20 protein-coding genes, 2 tRNA genes, 3 rRNA genes and 3 pseudogenes are annotated in these 26666 nt (G+C 39.5%); 14 read left to right on the forward strand and 14 right to left on the reverse strand.

What is annotated here, in order from left to right; genetic code table 11:
- Nucleotides 1-283: 283 nt before the first annotated feature.
- From I8T81_RS17720 to dinB, 4 genes are all read left to right on the forward strand, one after another.
- Nucleotides 284-907: an LOG family protein gene (locus I8T81_RS17720; protein WP_198071756.1), complete on the forward strand. Its 624-nt coding sequence runs from the start codon at nt 284-286 to the stop codon at nt 905-907.
- A 168-nt stretch (nt 908-1075) separates the two neighbouring features.
- A complete protein-coding gene (mdtD, locus tag I8T81_RS17725; RefSeq protein ID WP_198071757.1) occupies nt 1076-2467 on the forward strand; it encodes a multidrug transporter subunit MdtD in 1392 nt (463 codons plus the stop codon).
- 77 nt (nt 2468-2544) lie between these two features.
- Nucleotides 2545-3303, forward strand: coding sequence for a glycoside hydrolase family 25 protein (locus tag I8T81_RS17730; RefSeq protein ID WP_019456984.1), 759 nt, complete (start codon nt 2545-2547; stop codon nt 3301-3303).
- 1 nt (nt 3304) lies between these two features.
- Nucleotides 3305-4360 carry a DNA polymerase IV gene (dinB, locus tag I8T81_RS17735; protein WP_198071758.1) on the forward strand — a complete coding sequence of 352 codons (1056 nt, stop codon included), beginning with the start codon at nt 3305-3307 and terminating at the stop codon, nt 4358-4360.
- A 58-nt stretch (nt 4361-4418) separates the two neighbouring features.
- Here dinB and I8T81_RS18995 read toward each other — a convergent pair.
- Nucleotides 4419-4481: pseudogene (locus tag I8T81_RS18995) on the reverse strand (hypothetical protein); the annotation flags it as partial.
- 176 nt (nt 4482-4657) lie between these two features.
- Here I8T81_RS18995 and creB point away from each other — a divergent pair.
- The 5 genes from creB (at nt 4658) to I8T81_RS17760 (ending at nt 9017) form a co-directional block, all read left to right on the forward strand.
- Entirely contained in the window at nt 4658-5380 is a 723-nt protein-coding gene (gene creB / locus I8T81_RS17740) for a two-component system response regulator CreB (RefSeq protein WP_134263485.1), read from the forward strand.
- Nucleotides 5381-5422: 42 nt separating this feature from the next.
- Complete coding sequence (creC, locus tag I8T81_RS17745) at nt 5423-6850, forward strand: two-component system sensor histidine kinase CreC (RefSeq protein ID WP_244937317.1); 1428 nt, start codon at nt 5423-5425, stop codon at nt 6848-6850.
- Between the two features lie 75 nt (nt 6851-6925).
- Nucleotides 6926-8326, forward strand: coding sequence for a cell envelope integrity protein CreD (gene creD / locus I8T81_RS17750; RefSeq protein ID WP_134263487.1), 1401 nt, complete (start codon nt 6926-6928; stop codon nt 8324-8326).
- Between the two features lie 58 nt (nt 8327-8384).
- Nucleotides 8385-8588 carry a hypothetical protein gene (locus tag I8T81_RS17755; RefSeq protein WP_077165265.1) on the forward strand — a complete coding sequence of 68 codons (204 nt, stop codon included), beginning with the start codon at nt 8385-8387 and terminating at the stop codon, nt 8586-8588.
- 75 nt (nt 8589-8663) lie between these two features.
- A complete protein-coding gene (locus I8T81_RS17760) occupies nt 8664-9017 on the forward strand; it encodes a RidA family protein (protein WP_198071759.1) in 354 nt (117 codons plus the stop codon).
- A 145-nt stretch (nt 9018-9162) separates the two neighbouring features.
- On the opposite strand, the gene I8T81_RS17765 is transcribed toward I8T81_RS17760, so the two are convergent.
- The 4 genes from I8T81_RS17765 to I8T81_RS17780 form a co-directional block, all read right to left on the reverse strand.
- A complete protein-coding gene (locus tag I8T81_RS17765; RefSeq protein WP_004699315.1) occupies nt 9163-9663 on the reverse strand; it encodes a DUF2726 domain-containing protein in 501 nt (166 codons plus the stop codon).
- Between the two features lie 315 nt (nt 9664-9978).
- Nucleotides 9979-12357 carry a YgiQ family radical SAM protein gene (locus I8T81_RS17770; protein ID WP_107973096.1) on the reverse strand — a complete coding sequence of 793 codons (2379 nt, stop codon included), beginning with the start codon at nt 12355-12357 and terminating at the stop codon, nt 9979-9981.
- Between the two features lie 215 nt (nt 12358-12572).
- Entirely contained in the window at nt 12573-13832 is a 1260-nt protein-coding gene (locus tag I8T81_RS17775; RefSeq protein WP_198071760.1) for an esterase-like activity of phytase family protein, read from the reverse strand.
- A 146-nt stretch (nt 13833-13978) separates the two neighbouring features.
- Nucleotides 13979-14383, reverse strand: coding sequence for a helix-turn-helix domain-containing protein (locus I8T81_RS17780; RefSeq protein WP_000351005.1), 405 nt, complete (start codon nt 14381-14383; stop codon nt 13979-13981).
- Between the two features lie 82 nt (nt 14384-14465).
- Here I8T81_RS17780 and I8T81_RS17785 point away from each other — a divergent pair, with 82 nt between their 5' ends.
- The 4 genes and pseudogenes from I8T81_RS17785 (at nt 14466) to I8T81_RS17800 (ending at nt 16654) form a co-directional block, all read left to right on the forward strand.
- Nucleotides 14466-14951, forward strand: coding sequence for a DUF2938 domain-containing protein (locus I8T81_RS17785; RefSeq protein ID WP_198071761.1), 486 nt, complete (start codon nt 14466-14468; stop codon nt 14949-14951).
- Nucleotides 14952-14969: 18 nt separating this feature from the next.
- Nucleotides 14970-15536, forward strand: coding sequence for a flavodoxin family protein (locus I8T81_RS17790; protein ID WP_198071762.1), 567 nt, complete (start codon nt 14970-14972; stop codon nt 15534-15536).
- 4 nt (nt 15537-15540) lie between these two features.
- Nucleotides 15541-15753: pseudogene (locus I8T81_RS17795) on the forward strand (DUF2798 domain-containing protein).
- Nucleotides 15754-16045: 292 nt separating this feature from the next.
- Complete coding sequence (locus I8T81_RS17800; RefSeq protein WP_198071763.1) at nt 16046-16654, forward strand: lytic transglycosylase domain-containing protein; 609 nt, start codon at nt 16046-16048, stop codon at nt 16652-16654.
- A 52-nt stretch (nt 16655-16706) separates the two neighbouring features.
- Here I8T81_RS17800 and cysK read toward each other — a convergent pair whose 3' ends face one another.
- The 8 genes and pseudogenes from cysK to I8T81_RS17840 form a co-directional block, all read right to left on the reverse strand.
- Nucleotides 16707-17705, reverse strand: coding sequence for a cysteine synthase A (gene cysK, locus I8T81_RS17805; protein ID WP_198071764.1), 999 nt, complete (start codon nt 17703-17705; stop codon nt 16707-16709).
- Between the two features lie 149 nt (nt 17706-17854).
- Nucleotides 17855-18397 (reverse strand): GNAT family N-acetyltransferase, encoded by a 543-nt coding sequence (locus I8T81_RS17810; RefSeq protein ID WP_198071765.1) that lies wholly within the window; start codon nt 18395-18397, stop codon nt 17855-17857.
- 216 nt (nt 18398-18613) lie between these two features.
- Nucleotides 18614-18728, reverse strand: a 5S ribosomal RNA gene (gene rrf, locus I8T81_RS17815).
- 183 nt (nt 18729-18911) lie between these two features.
- Nucleotides 18912-21802 (reverse strand): 23S ribosomal RNA (locus I8T81_RS17820).
- A 340-nt stretch (nt 21803-22142) separates the two neighbouring features.
- Nucleotides 22143-22218, reverse strand: a tRNA-Ala gene (locus I8T81_RS17825).
- A gap of 55 nt (nt 22219-22273) precedes the next feature.
- Nucleotides 22274-22350, reverse strand: a tRNA-Ile gene (locus I8T81_RS17830).
- Between the two features lie 59 nt (nt 22351-22409).
- A 16S ribosomal RNA gene (locus I8T81_RS17835) occupies nt 22410-23947 on the reverse strand.
- The 16S, 23S and 5S rRNA genes sit together here with 2 tRNA genes alongside, the layout of an rRNA operon.
- 523 nt (nt 23948-24470) lie before the next feature.
- A pseudogene (locus tag I8T81_RS17840) lies at nt 24471-25038 on the reverse strand (TetR/AcrR family transcriptional regulator).
- Nucleotides 25039-25126: 88 nt separating this feature from the next.
- Between I8T81_RS17840 and I8T81_RS17845 the strand changes: the two are divergent.
- Complete coding sequence (locus tag I8T81_RS17845) at nt 25127-26341, forward strand: oxygenase MpaB family protein (protein ID WP_191107141.1); 1215 nt, start codon at nt 25127-25129, stop codon at nt 26339-26341.
- Between the two features lie 68 nt (nt 26342-26409).
- On the opposite strand, the gene I8T81_RS17850 is transcribed toward I8T81_RS17845, so the two are convergent.
- On the reverse strand, nt 26410-26616 hold the full coding sequence (locus I8T81_RS17850; protein ID WP_039252952.1) for a hypothetical protein: 207 nt from the start codon (nt 26614-26616) through the stop codon (nt 26410-26412).
- Nucleotides 26617-26666: the final 50 nt, after the last annotated feature.

Genomic DNA, 26666 nt, shown 5'->3' on the forward strand with positions numbered 1-26666 from the left:
ACGCAACAGGCGTACCTAGACAAAGGGGGAATAATGTTTTTTTAGGACAAGAAATTAAAACGGAGCGACTACAACCACTACCCATATTTGTTCATATGTTGTTAAACGAATTTTCAGTATAGGCAAGATTTAACATAAATTCATCATTTTTATTTGATCATTATATGTATTCACCAAACCCATACAAAACATGGGTCTTTCCTATAAAACTGCTTATAAAGTTGTCATATTTTTTGCTTAGTGTAGACAAGAAATATGAACGTGATAAGGTGAAAATAAAGCAATGAATAGCGTATTAACAATGGCAGTAAACGATTCACCAATAACATCTGTAAAAACAACACAACCTCTTATTGCATTATATTGTGGCTCACGAGCAGGAAATAAGCCAATTTATCGAGAAAAGGCAATTGAATTAGCCAGCGGAATAGCTGAACAAGGTTTTGGTTTAGTCTACGGCGGTGCCAGCATTGGTTTAATGGGTCAAGTCGCTGAAAGTGTACTTGCACATGGTGGAGAAGCTGTAGGAGTCATTCCTGAATTTATGCTTGATTATGAAGTCGCACATGCAGGACTAACCGAATTGCATGTGGTCGAAACCATGCATGAGCGTAAAGCCATGATGGCAGAGCGTGCAACTGCATTTATTGCATTACCTGGTGGTTTAGGAACATTCGAAGAAATTTTGGAAATTGCGACTTGGGGCCAACTCAATCAGCACCAAAAACCCATGATTTTATATAACGTAAATGGTTTTTATAATGCATTAATTGCCCAGCTAGATCATGCGGTTCAAGAGGGTTTCCTTCCCCTTCAACACCGAGCAAAATTAATTGTATGTGAAGAAATCGATCAAATTTACAACGTCATCCGAAACTTAAAAATGCCAAAGAGATTTGTTGTGTAAACTCTCCTCTCCCAATAAAAAAGCGGTTCTTCCGCTTTTTTTGTTTTCACTATTTTCACCGTTGCCTGCAAGAGCAATTAGATTTAGTAAAGGGGTACTCAACATTGTCTTACTTTTTTTACTTTCAATTTGTTTTAAACTAGACCAAAACGTTAACTTTCAAATGTTATGAATGCCACGCCGACTCACCAAGCCTTGCAACCTGAATATCGCTTACTCGTACTTTTGGTGTCTATTGGCTTTTTTATGCAGGCATTAGATACCACAATTGTAAATACTGCTATTCCTGCAATGGCACACCATTTAAATGAAGACCCATTACGTATGCATAGCGTAGTGGTGGCTTATGTTTTGTCGGTTGCTGCCTGCATTCCTTTAAGTGGATGGTTAGCCGATCGGTTTGGCGTCAGAAATACATTTTTATCAGCAATTATTATTTTTACTTTAGCGTCTTTGGGGTGTGGCCTGTCTCAAAATCTGAATGAACTTTTATTTTTCCGTGTCATTCAGGGTGTGGGAGGAGCACTATTACTCCCCGTTGGCCGTTTATCACTTTTAAAAATTATTCCCCGAACTCAATTCCTAGCTGCTATGAGCCTCATGAGTCTGGCAGGTTTACTTGGCCCTCTCGCAGGCCCAACATTAGGGGGCTGGTTAGTTGAAGTGGCAACTTGGCACTGGATTTTTCTTATTAATATTCCTATGGGTGTACTCGGTATATTAATGACATTAAAGGTCATGCCAAATGTAAAAGAACCTACAGTTAAAACCTTTGATCTTATGGGGTTTGTACTCTTGGTGATTGCAATGATTGGCTGGTCTTTAGGTATTGAACATCTTGCCTCTCCTGAATATTCCAAATGGTTCAGTATTTCTTTATTAATAGTCGGCGTAATTGCAACGCTTTGGTATGCCTATCATTCCCATACTCATCAAAATGCATTATTCCGTAGCCGATTATTTAAAAATAAAATTTTCGCAATTGGGATTTTAGGTAATTTCTTCGCTCGCTTTGGTGGTAACGCTTTACCTTTCGTCATACCACTCATGTTGCAAGTGGCTTTTGGATTTGAACCATTTATTGCGGGTTTAATGATGATTCCACTAGTACTAGGTTCACTTTTTTCTAAGCCAATTGTTAGACCTATTATTCAAAAAATGGGATATCGCCGTTTTTTGTTAATTAACACCACATTAGTGGGTCTATGTATTGCGTCTTTTGCGATTATGACTGTCGACACGCCTACTTGGTTTAGGGCCCTACACTTTTTCTTGTTTGGTACATTAAACTCATTACAGTTTGTTGGAATGAATACGCTGACTTTAAAAGACTTGCCTCAACAAGATGCAAGTAGTGGGAATAGTTTCCTATCAATGATTATGATGCTGTCTATGAGTATCGGTGTTGCATTGGCAGGTACACTCATTAATGTATTTACCAATTACTATGGTACAGCCCATGTCACAACAGCGTTTCATGTCACTCTGGTCTGTTTAGGCTGTATTAACATCATTACTGCGCTTATCTTTTGGCAAATTCCAAAAAATACACCTGTGTAAGCAGTTGCATTTTTAGCATGGTTTCTCTTTCGTAAATCACGCTATGATGTGAGCTTCATCTTGATACTGAGTTTTGCATGACCAAGCTGGCAAAAACCTTTTCTGCACCACGCTACAACACCGTAATCGGTATTGTTTTAGCTTGTGTCATGGGGGTTCTCACTTACTTCGGTCTGTTCTATCAACAAAAAGCAATTGCTCAAGATTATCCAGTTCAAGGCTTTGATGTTTCTCATCATCAAGAAGAGATTAACTGGAAAAAAATATCACCCCAAAAATTCCAGTTCGTCTATTTAAAAGCGACTGAAGGTGGTGATTATAAAGATCCAAAATTTCAAGAAAACTGGTTAAAAGCACGCGAACATGGATTTCATGTAGGGGCTTATCATTTTTATCGTCTATGTCGTGATGGTAAAACACAAGCTGAAAATTTTATTGCAACTGTTCCAAAAAAAATCGATGCGCTTCCACCTGTTATCGATCTCGAATATGACAGCAACTGTATTAATGCACACACCAAAGAACAATTACTTAAAGAAATAGGCATTATGCATGACCGCTTAAAACAACATTATGGCAAACAACCTATCTTTTATATCTCCAAAACTTTTTACCATATTGTGTTAATAGGAAATTTCCCTAATACCCCGCTTTGGGTTAGAGATTATGAAGGAAAACCTGAACTGAAAGACAAAAGAAAATGGCTCTTTTGGCAGCATAGTAATCAAGGTAAAATTGAAGGCATGACAAAGCCAGTAGACTTAAATGTTTATGAGGGTTCAGTCAAAGAGTGGCATCAATTTTTACAGCAACAAGGCGTCGTGAAAGCACAATAATATGCGCAAAATCATTCATATCGATATGGATGCCTTTTATGCATCGGTCGAATTGCGAGAGCGTCCTGATCTAAAGCATCTTCCTGTCGTTATCTCTTCACATCATCCGCGCGCTGTAATTGCGGCAGCTTCTTATCCTGCCCGTGAATTCGGTTTACGCTCTGCCATGTCTATGAGCCAAGCAAGAAAACTATGCCCTCAAGTTGTTATTATCGAACCTAATTTTGAAAAATATCGTACAGTCTCGGCTCAAATCCATTCAATCTTTCAGCAGTATACTCTTCTGATTGAACCTTTATCGCTTGATGAAGCATATTTAGATGTCACTGAGAATTTAAAACAAATCGCGAGTGCAACCGAAGTGGCTATGCATATTCGGGAAGATATTTTTAGACTAACAGGACTGACTGCCTCGGCTGGTGTAGCACCAAATAAATTTTTGGCAAAAGTCGCGTCTGACTGGAATAAACCGAATGGTTTATGTGTAATAAAACCATCTCAAGTTGCTACTTTTATTCAAGACCTTCCGCTAAAAAAGATTCCTGGCGTGGGCAAAGTTACCCAAGAAAAACTCCAACAGCTTGAATTGCACACACTAGGCGACTTGCAAAAAATTGAAGAAGCGGTTTTAGTTCATCACTTTGGGAAATATGGGCAACAGCTTTATTTATACGCCAAAGGTATTGATAACCGCCCTGTTCAAGCTGAACGTGCTCGTCAACAAATTTCGAAAGAAACTACATTTGATAGTGATTTAACCCTAACTCAGTGCCAACCTTATTGGCATGGCTTAGCCGAAAAAGTCTGGCAAAGTTTAGAGAAAAAACAACTCCATGCGCGTGGTGTAAATATTAAACTCAAACTTAAAAATTTTCAGACTTTACAACACAGTAAAAGTTTTAAAACTCCAATCCATTCTCAACAAGATTTGATTCAAGTTTTATTCTTACTTTTAAATGAAATGCATATTCCCGAAAATTTTCAATTTCGTCTTATTGGGATTGGTGTTTATCAGTTACAGACCAAAGCTGACGACTTCCAACTTTCATTATTATAATTGATGTTTTTTTATTCAAAAGAACAAGTTTTAGACAAAAACAGTTACCTTTTGATCAAAAATTACAGTAATCTAATTAGCGCATATTCATTACCCATGTATTTGCAACATGCCAAAGCAACCTTTACTTTAGGCATATCGTCCTGTGATTGGCGTGACGACCAAATCCGAATATTACAGGGCACAAATGTGCCCTCTGTCTTATAAAAAATTATAAAAATTAATATAATGGCTTTTCTCTACAGCATCTTCCGTTAAACTAACTCAATAAAATTAGAATATATTAATTAGTTAATCATGATGAGTCCAAAACAAATTCTATGTATTGAAGATGAAGCGGCTATTGTCCTTCCTCTACGTTATGCACTTGAACGTGAAGGCTGGAGAGTCAGTTGGGCAAATACGGGGACTCAAGCATTACAATATCTTTCAGAACAAGTTTTTGATTTTATTATTTTGGATGTAGGTTTACCTGATCTCAATGGTTTCGAAGTCTGCAAACAACTACGCCAAAAATCTCAAACACCTTTATTATTTCTTACTGCACGAGATGATGAAATTGACCGGGTTGTCGGTCTAGAAATTGGCGCAGATGATTATTGTACAAAACCTTTTAGTGCGCGGGAAATTGTGGCTAGAATTAAAGCCATTTGGCGTAGAATGGAAGTGCCTATAGCAAGTAATTCAAATCAAAATCCAGTCTCTCAGGCGGAAATAATTACTTCCTCCTCGATATGGTCGTGCAATCCACAATCTCTGCAAATCCAATACCATGGAAAATTACTACAACTGACACGTTATGAATATCGATTGTTATTTTTACTAATTCAGCATCCTGAACAAGTCTTTAGCCGTCAACAATTAATGGATCATATTTGGGAACATCCTGAACATAGTTTAGAACGCACAGTCGATACGCATATCAAAAGTTTAAGGCAAAAACTAAAACAAATTACCCAAAATGATGATCCCATTCGGACTCATCGAGGATTTGGATATAGTCTAGTGAAGTTGGATTAATCAATGTCCATCTTCATCCGTATTTGGTTTTTCTTTAGCTTAGTGGTGGTACTGAGTCTGAGTTTTATTGCCTATACGTTGAATCAACAGGTCAAACCAAATGTCCGTCAAGTAGTTGAAGATACGCTTGCTGAAAATGCCAATATCATTGCCCAACTGATTGCCGAAGATGTAGCGCAAAAACAAGTTAGTACGCCCGAATTTGATCAAAAAATTCAAGCAGCATTATCTCGCCAACTGAATGCCACAATTTGGCAGCATAAAAAAGATGAAATTAATCAACAACTTTATATAACAGATCAGCATGGCATAGTAATCTATGACTCAGAAGGTCAAGCCATTGGACAAGATTATTCAAAATGGAATGATGTTTATTTAACCCTACAAGGTAAGTACGGTGCACGTTCTACTTCAACTACTCCTTATGACCGAAACAGCAGTGTGATGTATATTGCTGCGCCGATTATCTACAATCAGCAATTAATAGGTGTAGTCAGCATTGGTAAACCAAATCAATCCGTGCAACCGTATATCACACGTGCAGAACGTCAACTGATTCATCAAGCATTATGGATCGCTACACTGAGTTTATTACTCGCAAGCATTGTGGCGTATTGGTTAAGACACAGTATTGATAAAGTGCGTCGTTATGCTCAAGCACTAGCACCTGTCAATCAAGCTCCTTTTTTCTATTCTGCCAAAGAGCTCAACCAAGTAACACAGGCATTAAGTGAAATGCGCGAGCAACTTGAAGATCGTGCTTATGTCGAAAATTATGTCAACACTTTAACCCATGAGTTGAAAAGTCCACTCACGGCGATTCAAGCCAGTGCAGAACTATTACAAGATGATCTGCCCTTAGAAGATCAACAACAATTTGCTATACATATTGTTGAGCAAAGTCACCGCTTACAATCTTTAATTGAACGTATGCTGCTGCTCACACGTTTAGAGAAGAATCAGCATGTTTTAGAGTTTCAAAATATTGATTTATCAAAATTGATTCGAGATTGTTTGATACAACAACACAGTACTTTTCAAATTAAACAAATCCAAATAAAGCTGAATCTCCCTGAAGATTGCACAATTTATGCTGATCCCTTTTGGCTTAAACAAGCCATCAATAATCTCTTAGATAATGCAAGAGACTTTTGTTCTGAGTATGGCCTTATCGCCATCCAACTTCGGAAAAACAGCATCACGAATTGTCTTGAAATTCTGCTATTCAATGAAGGTGAAGCTATTCCTGAATATGCTTTAAATCGTATCTACGAAACCTATTTTTCATTGCCACGTCCGCATAACCAGCAACGAAGTACAGGTATCGGTCTAAGTATTGTGCAGCAAATTATTCAACAGCACCAAGGTCACATCACGATTCAAAATATCCCTGAAAATTATCTGGATTTTTTAGAACAGCACAGATCAGGAGTATTGGTAAAAATTTTACTTCATCAAAACTTCACATAAGCTTCAACTACAACTCATTTAGAACGCATATCCATTCGACAGACTTGTCATATCAGAATGACAATGGAATCCATCATGCGTAGAAACTCTATTAATCTTAAAATAGGAGCGATCTTATTCTTAATTTTAATTTTTTATATTGGCCTCTTTTTTATTTCAAATTTGGTAGATGAACGCCAAAGCTATCAACAACAAGTAATTCAAGACATTGCAAAAGAACAAATTCGCCCACAACAAGTGGTCGCACCATATTTAAAACTACCTTATCAAGTTCAAACCATATGTACCGATGAGCAAAAGAAAACTTACGCATGTATACAAACATTATTTGTCACCATAGGTGCGGAAACAACTGACTGGAAAGCTCAATTTAAAGTTTCTGATAGCACCTACAAACGCAATATGTATAAAGCAATTAGCTATCAAAATCACATGTTAGGTAAAGGTGTATTTAAAGGCACAATGCTTGAATCACAACGCAACTATCTTTGGGATCAAGCTGAAATCATTTTTCCTATTCAAGATGCACGCGGTCTAAATGCTAAACCAATATTTAATATTGATGGAAAAAATTATAAATTTGACTTTTCTACTCAAAGCCAAGGTCAACATGGCTTTGATCTTCTTCATATCACAAGCAAGCAATATCCAGATCTAATCCCAAAATTACAACAAGGTTTTAGTTTTAGTCTGCAATTTGATTTAGAAGGTTTAAGCGAATTTTCCTTTGTTCCAACTAGTTACGAGATGACCTATCAAGCTAAAGGCAATTGGGGGGATGTTAAATACGATGGTCAAAGTTTGCCTTTTAAGAAACTGAATAAAAAACAATTTTTTGAAGCTGACTGGAAAAATATTGCTTTAGGTAAACGCAATCTAGATCGACTTTCGACTTGTGAAAACAGTCAATGCTTTTATCAAGCTTTAAATACTCAAAACAATCCGATAAGTGCTGAAGCTGCCTATGCTGTTTCAAATGCAACTTCAAACAACATTTCAGGTATTTCTACGCAATTTTTAGAACCTGTAAATATTTATACTCAAACGGATCGTGCCATCAAATATGGCATCATGGTGATCATTATTACCTTTGGTTGCTTCTTCTTATTTGAGGTTTTGAAAAATCTTAAAATTCATCCTGTTCAGTACGCTCTGGTAGCTATGGCACAAGGTATATTCTTTGTTTTGCTCCTATCTATAAGTGAATATTATGCTTTTGTACTAGCCTATCTCGCTGCAGCAGTTGCCTGTATTGGTTTAATTACTTGGTATTTATACTTCGTTGTTCAGGGTTTTAAAGCTGCTCTGCTATTTGGTGTTTTACTAAGCATCCTTTATGGAATGATGTATTTACTACTACAATCCAGCGGCAAGACCTTCCTTTTTGGCTCTATTCTTTCGTTCATACTAATTGCATGTGTCATGTACATCACACGCCATGTTAATTGGTATCAGTCCGAACAACAGCGCATCTAAATCTATCGGGCGAGATCAAATCCTCGCTCAATTTTTATAGTAAAATGAGGATTGTACTATGCACCAACAGACCAAATCAGCTTTAAGCCAACTCAAAAAATTGTGTCCAAACCAGAGTTCAATTGCAACTTGCTTGAATCAGCTTCGACAAACCCAAATCCAATTTTTAAATCTAGGTAATATTATTATTTGCCCACAATATCACTCTATTCTTATTTTTAAACAGCGTAAATTAATGGAAATAGAATCTTTTTCTGCCTAATTTAACCAAATTTATACTGCGTTAGAATTGTATCAAGTACAATCATTTCTATTGTTTCTAAATAAGGTAAAGGTTATGTCTGTAAAGCGTTTACACGTGACTTCACGCTACTGTGAAGTTGCGATTTCAGGTAATTTAGTCCATTTAGCAGGCCAACTCGCTGATGACACCAGTGTAGACATTACGGCACAGACTCAACAAACTTTAGACAATATTGATCGCTTACTTGCTGAAGCTGGTACAGACAAAAATCATATTCTTTCAGTCATGATTTTTCTAAAAGATATTGAAACAGACTATGCAGCCATGAATGCTGTATGGGATGCATGGATTAGCAAAGAAAATCCACCTGCTCGTACTTGTGTGGAGTCTAAACTTTACGCACCTAATGTACTAGTAGAAATGACTGTCGTTGCGGTACTTCCATAGTTCTTATTGGTTTTAATCAATAAAAAAATGAGCAATATTTATAGTAATATTGCTCATTTTTATAGTTCAAAAAATTCTAATATAAGTATTTTATTCAAATCGTCTTTAATAAACCCTAAAATCAAAATTTTATAATGTCTACTTGTTAAGACTTCACAAAAGCATTTGAGATTCGCTCTAACTGCGGTGTGGCATGTAAAGTTGCCATCTCTGATTCAGGGGTCAATAAATCTCTTCTTAAATCATTATAATCAGGCACACTGCTGTAGCGTAGTACACGGTAACCAGCAAGTTGTAATAAACGGCGTTCATACTGCTGATGTGCACGACGTAAACCATTTTCTTCAAGCATAACCACCACAAAAACTTGGTAATTTTGATCAAGTACCACAAAGTCAGCCGTCATATTTTGATATTTTCGACGGGTGTGAGCATATTTAGTTGTTAATAAAGCATCAAATGAGACATGAGCTAATACAGTAAATTTAGGAAATACTGTTTGTAAACGAGTAAGAGTCATTTGCTCATGACTACTTAATACAGCACGGCGCTTTAAAGCACTGTCTTGTTGGTGTTTTCTTGAGAGGCTCTTCGCCGCCATAATGACAGTCAAAAAGAGTAGTAAGATCGTAATTAAATAGTACATGGGTCTAATCCTTTAAGTTTTTTATAATGATTTTGCTAGATCACGCTTTGTTTTAATTGATAACGACACAGCCGTTTTTTAAAAGGTTCACTTAGTAATTTCACTTGTAGTTATCAAGCTTGGCTTAAATTTAGCCACCCTCAACATTATTTATAATCATAGAGTCAACAACAATCAAGTGCAGCTCGTCAGATTTTGGATATTTATCATTATTCGTTACGTTTTTTGTACTTTAAATCTGCAAAAATCTCACTATACGATTTAAATAACCTCATGAAAAACAAAAAAGGCTCTGTTTAAGAGCCTTTTTTATCATTATCCACGTGCTTTTGACTTTGCTTTACTTTTCCCACCAAACGGTCTCTTCTCACCTGTTTCACGAGGAGGCAAACCAGTATGTTGCGTTAGTACCTGACCTTTTTGTGGACGCTTCTGATTTGAATGATTACTTGTTTGCTGGTTATTTCGTTTAACCGAATCTCCTGCCGTAGACGAGTTTTTCTTACGGGCAGATTTATATTCCCCTTCAGTCCCTTTTGGCTGATAAGTCGGAATTAAATGCTGCTTTGAATTACCAATCAAATCGGCACGACCCATTTCTTTTAAAGCTTCACGAAGTAATGGCCAGTTGTTTGGATCATGGTAACGCAAGAATGCTTTATGTAAACGACGGCGTTTTTCACCTTTTACAATATCAACCTTTTCAGTATAGCGAGCGACTTTAGCAAGCGGGTTTTTGCCCGAATAATACATGGTGGTTGCAGTTGCCATTGGTGATGGATAGAACGTCTGTACCTGATCGGCACGGAAACCATTCTTTTTCAACCAAATAGCAAGGTGCATCATGTCATAATCTGAAGTACCCGGATGCGCAGCAATAAAGTAAGGAATGAGATACTGCTCTTTTCCTGCTTCTTTACTGAAACGGTCAAACATTTGTTTAAAACGATCATACGTACCAATACCCGGTTTCATCATCTTAGATAACGGGCCTTGCTCGGTATGTTCAGGCGCAATTTTTAAATAACCACCCACGTGGTGTTGCACCAGCTCTTTGACATATTCAGGGTTCAATACTGCAAGGTCATAACGTAAACCTGAACCAATCAGAATCTTCTTCACACCTTTAATTGCACGTGCTTTACGGTAAAGCTGTACTAATGGCGCATGATCGGTATGCAAGTTTTGACAAACGCCTGGATAAACACAAGAAGGTTTACGACAGTTCTTTTCAATTTCTGGGTCCTTACAATGCAAACGGTACATGTTTGCCGTTGGACCACCTAAATCAGAAATAATGCCGGTAAAATTTGGTGCTGTATCACGAATTTTTTCAATCTCACGTAAGATCGAATCTTCCGAACGGTTTTGAATAATACGTCCTTCATGCTCTGTAATTGAACAGAATGTACAGCCGCCAAAACAGCCACGCATAATATTGACCGAGAATTTGATCATATCAAATGCAGGGAAACGCGCATCACCATAAGTAGGATGTGGCAAACGTGCATATGGTAAATCAAACACATAGTCCATTTCCTCAGTAGTCAGAGGAATGGGAGGTGGATTAATCCACACATCACGCTCACCATGGCGTTGAACCAAAGCACGGGCATTACCAGGGTTGGTTTCAAGGTGCAAAATACGGTTTGCATGTGCGTAAAGCACTTGATCATTTGCCACTTCTTCAAAAGAAGGCAAGCGAATTACTGCCAACTCTCGTGGTGGTAATTTGTGTTTAATTGCTTTTGACGGTGCTGGCTTTAATTGAACAATTTGAGTATCGTCATCGAGTTTGTCGCCTTCACGTACAATCGGATTTGCAACAATCTCTTTTTGGAAATTTTGGTACTGAGCTAAAGAGTTACCCTTTTCTTTTTCAACCTCACAGCCATCAATATCTTCTGTCATGACATATGGGTTAATAATTGGGTCAACACGCCCAACCGTATCTACATCATTACTCGCAACTTCAACAAACTTCGCTTTTGATGCTTTGTTGTGTTTATTAATAATAAATGCCGTACCACGAACATCTGTAATCTCGTGGATTTTTTCACCTTTAGCCAAACGATGCATCACATCAATAATGGCACGCTCACCATTACCATACATCAGCAAATCGGCTTTTGAGTCCATCAGAATCGAACGACGCACTTTATCTGACCAATAATCATAGTGCGCGATACGACGTAAACTGCCCTCAATACCACCTAATAGTACAGGTACATCTGGGAATGCTTCACGACAACGTTGGCAATATACTGTTGCAGCACGGTCAGGACGTTTGTTCGGTTCATTATTTGGGGAATAAGCATCATCCGAACGGATTTTACGATCTGCCGTATAACGGTTAATCATCGAATCCATATTACCTGCGGTTACACCCCAAGCAATCGTTGGCTTACCTAAAACACGGAAGCTTTCAACGTTGGTCCAGTCGGGCTGCGCAATAATTCCGACACGGAAACCTTGTGCTTCAAGTACACGTCCAATCACACCCGATACAAATGATGGGTGGTCAATATAAGCATCACCACAGACTAAAATAAAGTCACACGCATCCCAGCCGAGTTGGTCCATTTCTTCTCGTGACATCGGCAAAAATGGCGCTGGTTCAAAACACGACGCCCAATATTTGTCGTAATCAAACAACGCTTTTGGCGCAGTTTGCATGGTATAAGCGGTAGACATGGCTTGCGAATCTCGGCTAGCAGATGAAGGAGAGACATCTAAAGATGAAAGCTGATCATTTTAACATGAATTCCATTCATTTTCCCTGTTTATAAAACATACGAAAACAATAATATAGAAATTAATTTGATTAAAGTTTATCCAATATTTTATTCTCGGAATAAATACGGCGGAATAAAATCCGCCGTAGTCTTAACACAATTTATTTATAAGCATTAGAACAAAGCTTTTGGTAAACGAATTTGAATAATCTCGTTATCATCAGCCAGTTTTGCGTTGCGTCCTGTTGAACCAGGAAAGTTATTGTCATTTAGTACCGTGAGCGTTGTGCCATTTTCAATAATCACATCTTCAATGGTTTCAAACGGGAAAGCAAAAACTTGTCCCGTACCAATATCCCCCGCTCTAGCTGTGCCATACAACATATCCGGGTTAGCAATTTTAATTAAATCGACTAAATCTTCACGGCTTACTAGCTGGCATGACTCATTCAATTTAATACGAATTAATTTTTTATATCCGCCTAAATTATTCTGAGTCGCATCACGCTCAATAATAATACCTTCTTTATCATTAAAGAGTTGGAAGTCACCAATATTGGTAGCTTTACTGTCTAGCTGGAACCAATAATATTTCCCTGTATACGCTTTTTTCTTAATATCGAATTGAGAAATCAGTAGTTGTCTTTCGGTTTCCCGAATCGATTTAATTGGCTTTTCTATAAGCGTATAAAGATATTGCCCATCTGGTGAAATTGCCATTCCTTCAAAGCCACCACTTTGCTGAACCAGAGGCTCCACAAAATTAATTTGTGCTTTATTAAACTGATTTTGTGGTGAACGTAACTCTTGAGTCGGATTTAATGGATTTGGTAAAGCAATCGGTGCATCTAACAACACACCATCCGCTGAAAAATGAAGTAAATAAGGTCCAAACTCATCCCCAATCCAATAAGTGCCATCGCTAGTACGTTGCATTGACTCTGGGTCAAAATCAGCACCCGTTAATAAACGCTCAGGCGTATTACCGTTCACGATATTAAAAGGAATTAACTTGTTTGGATCACGCAATTGAATAAAGCTTTGTACCGTAACCTGCCCTGTACCTTTGGTTTTAGTTTTGAAATCAGGTTTTAATTTATAAATACGAAGTAAAAAGTCTGCTGAATTATCTTGGGTACCAAAGCCATTATCGGCCATTGCCATATAGCTGCCATCTTCATTTTTTAATGCAGCAGAAAAACCTTGTACAGGCTGGCCTTTAAATGGAGGATAAATTCCATTTGCACCTTTTACATATGCACCAGAGTCTGGGCCAGCAGCATAGGTTTCTACAGGCAACTTGGCAAAAGAAATTAAAGTTGGTTCGGTAACATTTTCAGTAGGTGATGTTTGATCTTGATCGTTATTATCATTACATGCCGTCAATCCTAAACTGGCACAGCATAATAATGCGACTAAAGTTTTTTTGCTCATGGTTTTATACATTTGGTAAAAAATTAAGCAAATTTAATCAAGCTTATATGAAGTTTTTACTTCAAAAAGATGAAATCTTTATGGCGAAAATATAACAAACCCAACTGTTCAATACAGACACAAACTAAATGACTTCATCAAAAAAATTAAAGTTTTGTTGGCTGATACTCTCCAGCAATGGCTGCTTTCAAAAAGTTCTGAAAAGTTGGGCATTCCATATGATTTTCAGCAGGACACACAGCAGCATGTTGTAATCCTTGACTAATAAAATGTAATCGCTTTGCCATTTGCTCTAGTTGTTCAGCTTTATCTTTTAGTTTTTGCCGATCAAGATCAGGCTTACCATCTTGCCCAAACATTGTAGCGATCTCATTTAAAGAAAAACCCGCAGCACGTCCTAAAGCAATAAGTGCCAGTTGATCAAGCACCTGCTTACCATACTGCCGACGTAAACCTTGCCGCCCTATCGATTTAATTAGCCCCTTCTCTTCATAAAAACGTAGTGTAGCGGTTGTGACTTTTGCCTTCTTAGAAACTTCACCAATATCCATAAACATCCTCTTGACTTCAAGTGAACTTGAACTTGCACAATAAATTTATCACGTTTCATACGTATAAAAGCAAGGTGTAAAAATGAATACCTCTACGTTGTTCTTTCAAGCTTTATGTCTTGGCATTGGCGCAACAATTATTATGGATATCTGGCTGTTCATATTAAAAATATTTAAGATCCCAACCTTAAATTTTGCCTTCCTCGGCCGCTGGGTTGGTTGGATATTTCAAGGGAAACTTATCCATCAATCTATTGCAAAAAGCCCTCAAATTAAGGGTGAATATTTATTGGGTTGGATTGCTCACTATAGTGTCGGGCTAATCTTTTCATTTAGCTTTCTTTTCATTGTTGGCTCAACTTGGCTTAGTCATCCTCAGTTTTTCTCAGCACTAGTATTTGGTGTAGTCACTGTTCTCATTCCCTTTTTTATTATGCAACCGGCCATGGGTAGTGGTTTTGCTTCATCAAAAACACCTCATCCTTTTTTGAACTGTCTAAAAAGTTTACTGAACCATAGCTTTTTTGGCTGTGGTTTATATCTCACTGCAAAACTATTTCAAATTTAAATAAAAAGGAAACTATCCATGAAAACTGTTGCCATTATTTACTATAGTCGCCAAGGGCATACCCAATTTATCGCTCATCAAATTCAAACTGGTATTTTGCGCCATCAAGATATTGAAGTAGATTTACTCAATGCCGAAGATCTTATCAACACTCCAGACATTCTTATCCAATATGATGGTTTAATTTGGGGATCTCCTACTTATTTAGGTGGCGTGTCTTCCAAGTTAAAACAACTCATGGATGCGACGGGGCCATTATGGAAAAAACAGAGTTTTAAAGGAAAGCTAACAGCTGGATTTACCGTTTCCTCTCTTCCCGCAGGTGATAAACAATCGACACTAATTTCAATTTTTACCTTTTGTATGCAACACGGCATGTTATGGATCGGCAACCCGATTATGCCTGAGCAACACCAAGGTATTCCTTATACTCAAGCAGCCAACCGTCTCGGTTCATGGTCAGGCTTAATGGCTCAGGCTGAACATGGCAGTAATGCCAATAGGTTTGATAAAGGAGATGTTAAAACTGCTCAACAATTTGGAGAAAATTTTGCATTGACCTTAAGTGCTTATCAAGGAATATAAATCCATGAAAGCACAGAAACTTTTATTCCTCTTCATTTTATCGGGAATGATGTCTTTTATCGTTTCAGGTGTTTCAACTTTTAAAGTAGTAGGACTAAATCATCACTTCGTTTCATTGTGGGTATCAGCTTGGATTATTGCATGAATATTAGCTTTTCCAAGTGTATTGATTTGTGCTCCTATCGCCCAGAAACTAGTCGACATTGTATTTAAGTAAGTTGATCTGTAAGTTAAAACGTACAAAAATTGCGGTGATTTGCGGATATTCAGCTTTAGTATTATTTCATAATATATGAATCATAGAGAGACAGGATGTCTCATTGAAGAAGAATAAGAACGCAGGAAGCGGTAGTTGACAGGAGTTAGCTACATAAAGCTGAATACGAAGGAGCCTCGACAGGATGTCGAGGTTTTTTCATTTCAATTATACAAAATTCTTACTTTTTACATGTGCTAAGCAACAGAACTAATATTGATCCGATAAGTACGGCTAAATACGATTATTTCATTTGAAACTTCATGATTGGTTTTGTATTTTGCTTACCTCATCTTTAACCCAAAATCGTTTTGAACCATCACAATTACACATCCTTAGTCTCAAATTTTTCATAATTTTCTTGATGATCATAATGACAGGATGTACAAGCTTAGGCCCTAATAGTGGCTCATTTACTTGGCGTTCAAATAAGCTATCATCTGGTTTACAAAAAGCTTATTCCGTTCCACCGAGTACAGCGAATCGATTGTCTCCTTTGATTATTCAAAGTGCTGACAAATATAATGTTCCTCCCCTTTTACTCGCGGCAGTTATCAGACAAGAGTCGAACTATAATAGTAATGCCCGCTCTCCGACTGGGGCTGTTGGTTTAACTCAAATTATTCCAAGCTATTGGCAACAAACTTGTGCTGGTAATTTGTATGATGAATCTACAAATATCCAATGTGGTGCTTATATTTTAAATCATTACTATCAAACCGCAGATAGCTGGTTTAAAGCCACGGCCTATTATAATGTTGGGCCTACAGGATATGAGCGAAGCTTCTGGACCCGTCACAAAGCGAAAAAATATGCTCGATCTATTAAGCACCATCAAAAAAATTTAAAAAGTGCTTTATAAATAAGCTTAAACAAAAGCCCATCAATCGATGGGCTTTTTTATGCGGTTAATTTTATTCGTCAAATAAACCTTCAAATAACACAGAAGACAGATAACGTTCCCCACTATCTGGCAGAATAACAACGATGGTTTTACCAGCATTTTCAGGACGCTCTGCAATTTTTGCAGCGGCTGCTAATGCAGCTCCACTTGAAATACCCACTAAAATACCTTCTTGAGTTGCACAGTTTCTCGCCCATTGAATTGCTTCTTCGCTAGTCACGGGTAAGACTTCATCTACAAGGTCCAAATCAAGATTCTTTGGAATAAAGTTCGCACCAATTCCCTGAATTTTATGCGGTGCAGGTGTAATGTTCTCACCATTTTTAGTTTGAGTAATAATTGGAGACTCAGCAGGTTCAACTGCTACTGAATACAAAGGTTTATTTTGAACCTGTTCAAAATAACGAGAAATACCCGTAATCGTACCGCCAGTACCGACGCCCGCAACTAAAATATCGACTTGCCCACCTGTAGCTTGCCAAATTTCAGGACCAGTTGTGTCTACATGAATTTGTGGATTCGCTGGGTTTTCAAATTGTTGTGGCAAGAAATAAAGATCTGGCTGTTCAGTTGCTAATCGTACAGCCTCATCAACTGCACCTTTCATTCCTTTTGCGGGTTCAGTTAATACCAAATTAGCACCTAAAGCTTTTAGTACTTTTCTGCGCTCAAGGCTCATACTTGCAGGCATAGTTAGAATAATTGGATAACCTTTTGCCGCAGCAACAAACGCCAATGCAATACCAGTATTACCACTGGTTGGCTCAACAATATGCATACCTTCTTTTAATACACCACGCTTTTCCGCATCTGCAATAAGTGCCGCTCCGATGCGGCATTTCACAGAAAATGCAGGGTTACGGCTTTCCACTTTTGCTAATACGGTTGCACCTGTTTTAATCAATCGGTTAATACGTACTAAAGGTGTATTACCAATGGCTTCGGCATTATTTGAATATACCGCGATACCTAAATTGTTGGGAGTTGGAAATTGCTGGTCGGTAGACATGTTATATCCTTATTAGATTTGGAATGATTCTGAATCATTATAGGCTTGTCTAATAAACAGGAAAGTAGAAAAAGTTAAGTAATATGAAAAAATGACAGCTACATCTATTTTAGACAGAATAAAAAAATGAATTTATTAGATCATTAGAACTACCAAACTTCACCCTCTCGCCATTCTGCGCAAATACTATCGCCCTCTGAACTGTGTGAGAGTAGATCTTTCATATGGATACTCAAAGGATATAGCATAATTTCATAGTCATCGGTTAGATAAGTAGATGTATCTTGTTTGATGTACAAATCCCCCCACCAAGTAGTCCAACCTAATTTTTTATAAAACGCTTCATCTTCTGGTTGTAATGCAGCAAGTTCATATTCCAAATCAGTTAATGCTTCAACTAAATATTTTAGTAATTGTGATGCAAGCCCCTTACCTCTCATCGTGTAATCAGTGGTCACATACTCTACATAAGCTGTTTTTACATCGGAACTACCATTTATGGTAAAAGCTCTATCCGTCCATAAGGCATGTGAGACAATTTGATTGTCCAATATACCAACGACATGAATCGCTTTTTGCATGAAAGCATATTGGCTCCATGGATCTTCATCAAAAGCAGAAAAACATAACTCAGCAATCTGATGACGTTGATTTTTATCTAGATCTTGGGCTGCGATAATTTTGAACTGCATAGATGAAAACTCAAGTTTAACTATTTATAGAGTAAGCAAATATTGGAATATTATGAAATGTTTTTTTATTACAAGGCAATTTAATTGAATTAAGACACTATATCTGTGAATCAGAGCGGCTGTACAAATGTTCTTTTAGAGTTTTTATCTTCATTTTAATTTTAGCCATAAAAAAACACCCCGGTTTCTTTCGAGACCGGGGTGTTTGGAATAATGAGCTGGCGATGACTTACTCTCACATGGGTAACCCCACACTACCATCAGCGCTAAGAGGTTTCACTTCTGAGTTCGGGAAGGGATCAGGTGGTTCACTCTTGCTATGGTCGCCAGCACAACTGTTTATGGATACTTGCTTTGGTCTTATTGATTGCCGAAGCGTTTTCCAAATCTTTACAGATTGGGCTGATTGAATCTGACTTTAGTTGTTCATTTTATCTAGAGGAATAACTAAATCAAGTTTGTTTGTCGATTTATGAATCGATTGATGCTTTATATACAACTGCTTGGGTGTTGTATAGTCAAGCCTCACGAGCAATTAGTATTGGTCAGCTTCACATATCACTATGCTTCCACATCCAACCTATCAACGTCCTAGTCTCGAACGGCTCTTTAGAGGAATAAATTCCTAGGGAAATCTTATCTTGAGGTAGGCTTCCCGCTTAGATGCTTTCAGCGGTTATCCCTTCCGAACATAGCTACCCGGCGATGCGACTGGCGTCACAACCGGTACACCAGAGGTTCGTCCACTCTGGTCCTCTCGTACTAGGAGCAGATCCTCTCAAATTTCCAGCGCCCACGGTAGATAGGGACCGAACTGTCTCACGACGTTCTAAACCCAGCTCGCGTACCTCTTTAAATGGCGAACAGCCATACCCTTGGGACCTGCTTCAGCCCCAGGATGAGATGAGCCGACATCGAGGTGCCAAACACCGCCGTCGATATGAACTCTTGGGCGGTATCAGCCTGTTATCCCCAGAGTACCTTTTATCCGTTGAGCGATGGCCCTTCCATACAGAACCACCGGATCACTAAGACCTACTTTCGTACCTGCTCGACTTGTGGGTCTCGCAGTTAAGCGCGCTTTTGCCTTTATACTCTACGCGTGATTTCCGACCACGCTGAGCGCACCTTCGTACTCCTCCGTTACTCTTTAGGAGGAGACCGCCCCAGTCAAACTACCCACCAGACACGGTCCTCGTCCCGGATAACGGGACAGAGTTAGAACCTCAACATTACCAGGGTGGTATTTCAAGGACGGCTCCATTGGAACTAGCGTTCCAACTTCAAAGCCTCCCACCTATCCTACACAAGTAAGGTCAAAGTTCAGTGTCAAGCTGCAGTAAAGGTTCACGGGGTCTTTCCGTCTAGCCGCGGGTACACTGCATCTTCACAGCGATTTCGATTTCACTGAGCCTCTGCTGGAGACAGCGCCGCCATCATTATGCCATTCGTGCAGGTCGGAACTTACCCGACAAGGAATTTCGCTACCTTAGGACCGTTATAGTTACGGCCGCCGTTTACTGGGGCTTCGATCAAGAGCTTCGCTTACGCTAACCCCATCAATTAACCTTCCAGCACCGGGCAGGCATCACACCCTATACGTCCACTTTCGTGTTTGCAGAGTGCTATGTTTTTAATAAACAGTTGCAGCGGCCTGGTTTCTGCGGCTGTCATCAGCTCAGGAAGCAAGTTCCATCACCAACAACAGCGTACCTTCTCCCGAAGTTACGGTACCATTTTGCCTAGTTCCTTCAGCAGAGTTCTCTCAAGCGCCTTGGTCTACTCGACCTGACCACCTGTGTCGGTTTCGGGTACGATTCCTGTGTAACTGAAGCTTAGAGACTTTTCCTGGAAGCATGGTATCAGCCACTTCACTGTACAAGTACAGCTTGCTATCGGATCTCAGTATAGAGTACCCCGGATTTGCCTAAGATACATACCTACATCCTTCCACCTGGACAACCAACGCCAGGCTGACTTAACCTTCTCCGTCCTCTCATCGCATTACACAGAAGTATTGGAATATTAACCAATTTCCCATCGACTACGCCTTTCGGCCTCGCCTTAGGGGTCGACTCACCCAGCCCCGATTAACGTTGGACTGGAACCCTTGGTCTTTCGGCGAACGGGTTTTTCACCCGTTTTGTCGTTACTCACGTCAGCATTCGCACTTCTGATACCTCCAGCATACTTCTCAATACACCTTCATCGGCTTACAGAACGCTCCCCTACCACTTGACTAATGTCAAATCCGCAGCTTCGGCACATAGTTTTAGCCCCGTTACATCTTCCGCGCAGGCCGACTCGACTAGTGAGCTATTACGCTTTCTTTAAAGGGTGGCTGCTTCTAAGCCAACCTCCTAGCTGTCTATGCCTTCCCACATCGTTTCCCACTTAACTATGATTTTGGGGCCTTAGCTGGCGGTCTGGATTGTTTTCCTCTTGACTACGGACGTTAGCACCCGCAGTCTGTCTCCCGGATAGTACTCATAGGTATTCGGAGTTTGCATCGGTTTGGTAAGTCGGGATGACCCCCTAGCCGAAACAGTGCTCTACCCCCTATGGTATTCGTCCGAGGCGCTACCTAAATAGCTTTCGGGGAGAACCAGCTATCACCAGGCTTGATTAGCCTTTCACCCCTATCCACAAGTCATCCCCTGGCTTTTCAACGACAGTGGGTTCGGTCCTCCAGTTAGTGTTACCCAACCTTCAACCTGCTCATGGATAGATCGCCTGGTTTCGGGTCTATACCCAGCAACTAAACGCCCTATTAAGACTCGATTTCTCTACGGCTCCCCTATACGGTTAACCTCGCTACTGAATATAAGTCGCTGACCCATTATACAAAAGGTACGCAGTCACCGAACAAGTCGGCTCCCACTGCTTGTATGCATGCGGTTTCAGGATCTATTTCACTCCCCTCACAGGGGTTCTTTTCGCCTTTCCCTCACGGTACTGGTTCACTATCGGTCAGTCAGGAGTATTTAGCCTTGGAGGATGGTCCCCCCATATTCAGACAAGGTTTCACGTGCCTCGCCCTACTCGTCATCATTATGTGTGCCCTTTCGTGTACGGGAATATCACCCTCTACGTTCGCACTTCCCAGAGCGTTCCACTAAAACACACATAACTTAATGGGCTGATCCCCGTTCGCTCGCCGCTACTGAGGGAATCTCAATTGATTTCTTTTCCTAAGGGTACTGAGATGTTTCACTTCCCCTCGTTCGCTTTGCAACACTATGTATTCATGTTGCAATACCTACCTTAAAGTAGGTGGGTTCCCCCATTCAGAAATCTCCGGATCACAGGATATTTGCCGCCTCCCCGGAGCTTTTCGCAGGCTATCACGTCTTTCATCGCCTCTGACTGCCAAGGCATCCACCACATGCACTTAATTACTTGACTATACAACCCCAAACAGTCGATGTTACCTACAAGTTAGTAACTTCAACATTTCAGTTTAGAGTACTGTGCACTTAAACACTGTACAGCTTCAATCTAAATTCATATACCAAAACGCTTGATTCAGTTAATTTGCTAGTTCTCAATTCATTCAGATTAATTGCTTAATCTAAACTCTTGAGTGAACAATTTATTTCAGACTCAATTTTGCCAATCTGTTAATGAATAAACACGCCTTCGTCAGGTCATGCTTAATACCGTGATACTTAAATCACAGAAGTTAATAAACTAAGACCGAAATCTCTATTTACTAATTTCTGTAATCCGAACTTCTCTTAAGTTCTGGTGGAGACTAGGAGAGTCGAACTCCTGACCTCCTGCGTGCAAAGCAGGCGCTCTACCAACTAAGCTAAGTCCCCAGCTTACATCATCAGTTATGTATCTTTTATCTATAACTTCAACCAGTCAAAGTCATGGTGGGTCTGACAAGACTTGAACTTGTGACCCCACGCTTATCAAGCGTGTGCTCTAACCAACTGAGCTACAGACCCTCAGATACATCTATGAAGAACAACTTGTTGTGGATTCTTACCAATCGTCAATCTTTCGTTAAGGAGGTGATCCAGCCGCAGGTTCCCCTACGGCTACCTTGTTACGACTTCACCCCAGTCATCGGCCACACCGTGGTAACCGCCCTCTTTGCAGTTAGGCTAGCTACTTCTGGTGCAACAAACTCCCATGGTGTGACGGGCGGTGTGTACAAGGCCCGGGAACGTATTCACCGCGGCATTCTGATCCGCGATTACTAGCGATTCCGACTTCATGGAGTCGAGTTGCAGACTCCAATCCGGACTACGATCGGCTTTTTGAGATTAGCATCACATCGCTGTGTAGCAACCCTTTGTACCGACCATTGTAGCACGTGTGTAGCCCTGGCCGTAAGGGCCATGATGACTTGACGTCGTCCCCGCCTTCCTCCAGTTTGTCACTGGCAGTATCCTTAAAGTTCCCGACATTACTCGCTGGCAAATAAGGAAAAGGGTTGCGCTCGTTGCGGGACTTAACCCAACATCTCACGACACGAGCTGACGACAGCCATGCAGCACCTGTATGTAAGTTCCCGAAGGCACCAATCCATCTCTGGAAAGTTCTTACTATGTCAAGGCCAGGTAAGGTTCTTCGCGTTGCATCGAATTAAACCACATGCTCCACCGCTTGTGCGGGCCCCCGTCAATTCATTTGAGTTTTAGTCTTGCGACCGTACTCCCCAGGCGGTCTACTTATCGCGTTAGCTGCGCCACTAAAGCCTCAAAGGCCCCAACGGCTAGTAGACATCGTTTACGGCATGGACTACCAGGGTATCTAATCCTGTTTGCTCCCCATGCTTTCGCACCTCAGCGTCAGTGTTAGGCCAGATGGCTGCCTTCGCCATCGGTATTCCTCCAGATCTCTACGCATTTCACCGCTACACCTGGAATTCTACCATCCTCTCCCACACTCTAGCTAACCAGTATCGAATGCAATTCCCAAGTTAAGCTCGGGGATTTCACATTTGACTTAATTAGCCGCCTACGCGCGCTTTACGCCCAGTAAATCCGATTAACGCTTGCACCCTCTGTATTACCGCGGCTGCTGGCACAGAGTTAGCCGGTGCTTATTCTGCGAGTAACGTCCACTATCTCTAGGTATTAACTAAAGTAGCCTCCTCCTCGCTTAAAGTGCTTTACAACCATAAGGCCTTCTTCACACACGCGGCATGGCTGGATCAGGGTTCCCCCCATTGTCCAATATTCCCCACTGCTGCCTCCCGTAGGAGTCTGGGCCGTGTCTCAGTCCCAGTGTGGCGGATCATCCTCTCAGACCCGCTACAGATCGTCGCCTTGGTAGGCCTTTACCCCACCAACTAGCTAATCCGACTTAGGCTCATCTATTAGCGCAAGGTCCGAAGATCCCCTGCTTTCTCCCGTAGGACGTATGCGGTATTAGCATCCCTTTCGAGATGTTGTCCCCCACTAATAGGCAGATTCCTAAGCATTACTCACCCGTCCGCCGCTAAGATCAGTAGCAAGCTACCTCTCTCCGCTCGACTTGCATGTGTTAAGCCTGCCGCCAGCGTTCAATCTGAGCCATGATCAAACTCTTCAGTTAAAATCATTTTGCACCTTATTTAAAGACAAGGTGCCAATTCTGGCTCATCAATTACTGACTTAAATTTCGCTCAAATAAACTTCGAGTAATTTAAACCAATCAATCAATGAAAATTATTTCGATTAATCAATCAGTAAAAATCCACACAAGTTGTTCTTCAATTCTCTTAATGATCTTCTTCCTGGTTCGTCACCAGCAAGCTAGGTCGGCTATATTACTCTTAATCTCTTAAAAGTCAACAGGTAATTTTGATATTTTTTAAAACTTATTTTCCAAACCAACTTATCATCAAATTCATCACTTAAAGCAACCAACTTAATCACAAGTAACTGTTTTTCAACAAGTTTCTATCTGCATCACCGCCGATGGATGTGCATTATAGAGGATTAAGAACCAGTTGCAAGCGAAAATTAAAAACTTATGACTTGAGCGTTCACTTTTAAATCAATTATTAGATTAAGTTGTTGTTTTATATTAATAATTATTTTAAATATTTATTTTTGACCCAAATAAGCCAGTATCATCATGGATAATTCTTGCTTAAGTTGTTGTTCTGATATGAGAAAATTATTCTGACTCACGTAACGCATCATCGTAAAAAGCGTACTATTAATAATTACAAAGGATTTATGTTTCACTTGTTCGAAGTCCCACTGATGAGGATTTCTACTAAATGTATATAGCCCCACTTCAAAAAAATGCTTCTCTAAAATCTGAGCAGCTTGCGAATGACTATAGTCATGCCAATGTTTCAGTACTTCTATAAAAAATCCGTGATCGGCTTTTAATGCATTAAATCCTAGCTCTATCGCCAAGGGAATAAGAATATCTAAAGGAATATTTCCTTGATGCATAACTAATTCTTTGAGTTGTTGTCCTAATAGTTCGCTTTTACGGCGTAATAGTTCTTCTATGATTTGATCTTTATTCTCAAAGTATTGGTAAATCGAGCCTACACTCACTCCAGATTTCTCTGCAATTTTAGGAGTCGTTGTATGAAGCAATCCATATTGGGCAATACAGTGCTGTGTTGCCTCTAAGATATGGTCAACAATAACTTTTGAACGCTGTTGCTGTGGGACTTTTCTCATCGTTTTTTTATTCGTTAAATGCGAATTGAATGCGAATAATTATTCATATTAGCCTATTTATTATTCAGATCAATAAGTAAGTAACGATATGCAAATGATTAGCCCGACTCGACTTGCTTCTTTTAATGATATGCAAGACAGTAATTTCTTTACTCAGTTTTTAAATATCTGTTGTGAAAAACCCGTACAACCCAACTATACAGAATATCTATCTTTACAACGTGCTCTTTGTGAAGGGGACGTTGTAATGGATAAGGTGATTGATTGGGTTATGCAAAATCCCAAAGATCATCGCATGATTTTTGAAAAGATATTATTTCAAGGCCGTAATGACCTATTCGAGCCTATACCTAATGAGTTAGAAAATTTCTTTAATTACACTGAACAAAAGCCTGAGTGGTTAGATCAGCGCCAAATTGATGCGGCTGTTAAATTTACTCATCGTTTAGGAATAAATAATGGTTTTATTCTTAGAGATTTATCTTTAATGGCGGGATATTTATATCCTGGATTTAATCAACCATTAATTTTAACAGGCGCGCTAAAGAAACAGGCAGGTACTCGTTTAGCAGAAACTACAAAATGGTGGGTTGATATTACTGAACCTCAAGGACTTGATCGTTTAAGCTCAGGTTTTACTTCAACGATTTATGTTCGTTTTATTCATGCTCTTGTTCGCCGACAATTAAAAAAGTCTGATCGTTGGAATAGTGACGTTTGGGGAATTCCTCTTAATCAGTTTGATTTAGCCATAACTAATTTGGCTTTTAGCAGTGTAGTTTTACTTGGTATGAGAGCTTTAGGTATCTGGCCAACCAAACAAGAAGCCAAGAGTTTTTTGCATTTTTGGCGTTATGTCGGATGGTTAATGGGTATTGATGAAAAATGGCTTATTCAATCTGAAACTGAAGGCTGGCGATTACTTTACTGGATGCAGTTTGCTCATCCTCACTCCGATCACAGCAGTGTTGAGTTAGGATCAAGCTTATCAAGAGAACCTTTTGAAAGAAAATATCTGCATCTGAGTTCTTTGCAGCAGAAGCTTGCTTATCGACAACATTTAGAACTTACCCAATTTTTTATTGGTAAGAAACGGATGAAATTACTTGGATTGCCTCAACAGTCTGCTCCATGGTTTGCTTATTATCTGATTTTACGTAATTCAGTACTTTTTAACGGCGCAAAAATTTCACCAAAAGTTGAAAATTTTTTAACTCAATCAGGTCGTAATCTACAGAAACTTGGCCTACGTCTTTATGAAAATCAAGGCAAGGCAAAAACCTTAGCGAATATGCATCAATAGTTTTTAAAACCTAAAAATAAAAAGTGGAAGCCCGTTATCCGGACTTCCATTTTTAAATATTAAGGAGCCTATTGAGCTGATGAACTGTGCATTTCTGCGTGATTCATTTGCTCATGTGACTCCATCATCTGCTTATTCTTTTGACTTGGCATATAGTCTGGCTCATTATTAATTGCCCAGTAGAAAATAAGCATAAATAGTAAGGCTAAGATAGAAGCTACAATAAGTAACTTCCATCCCCACCAAGATTGTTCAGGCGATAATTTATTTGTCATTTCATTTCTCTCTTTAAATTAATTCTTTCAGTTCATTTAATTCTTAAGCT

It is taken from the genome of Acinetobacter seifertii, assembly GCF_016064815.1.
GTDB classification, from domain to species: Bacteria; Pseudomonadota; Gammaproteobacteria; order Pseudomonadales; family Moraxellaceae; genus Acinetobacter; species Acinetobacter seifertii.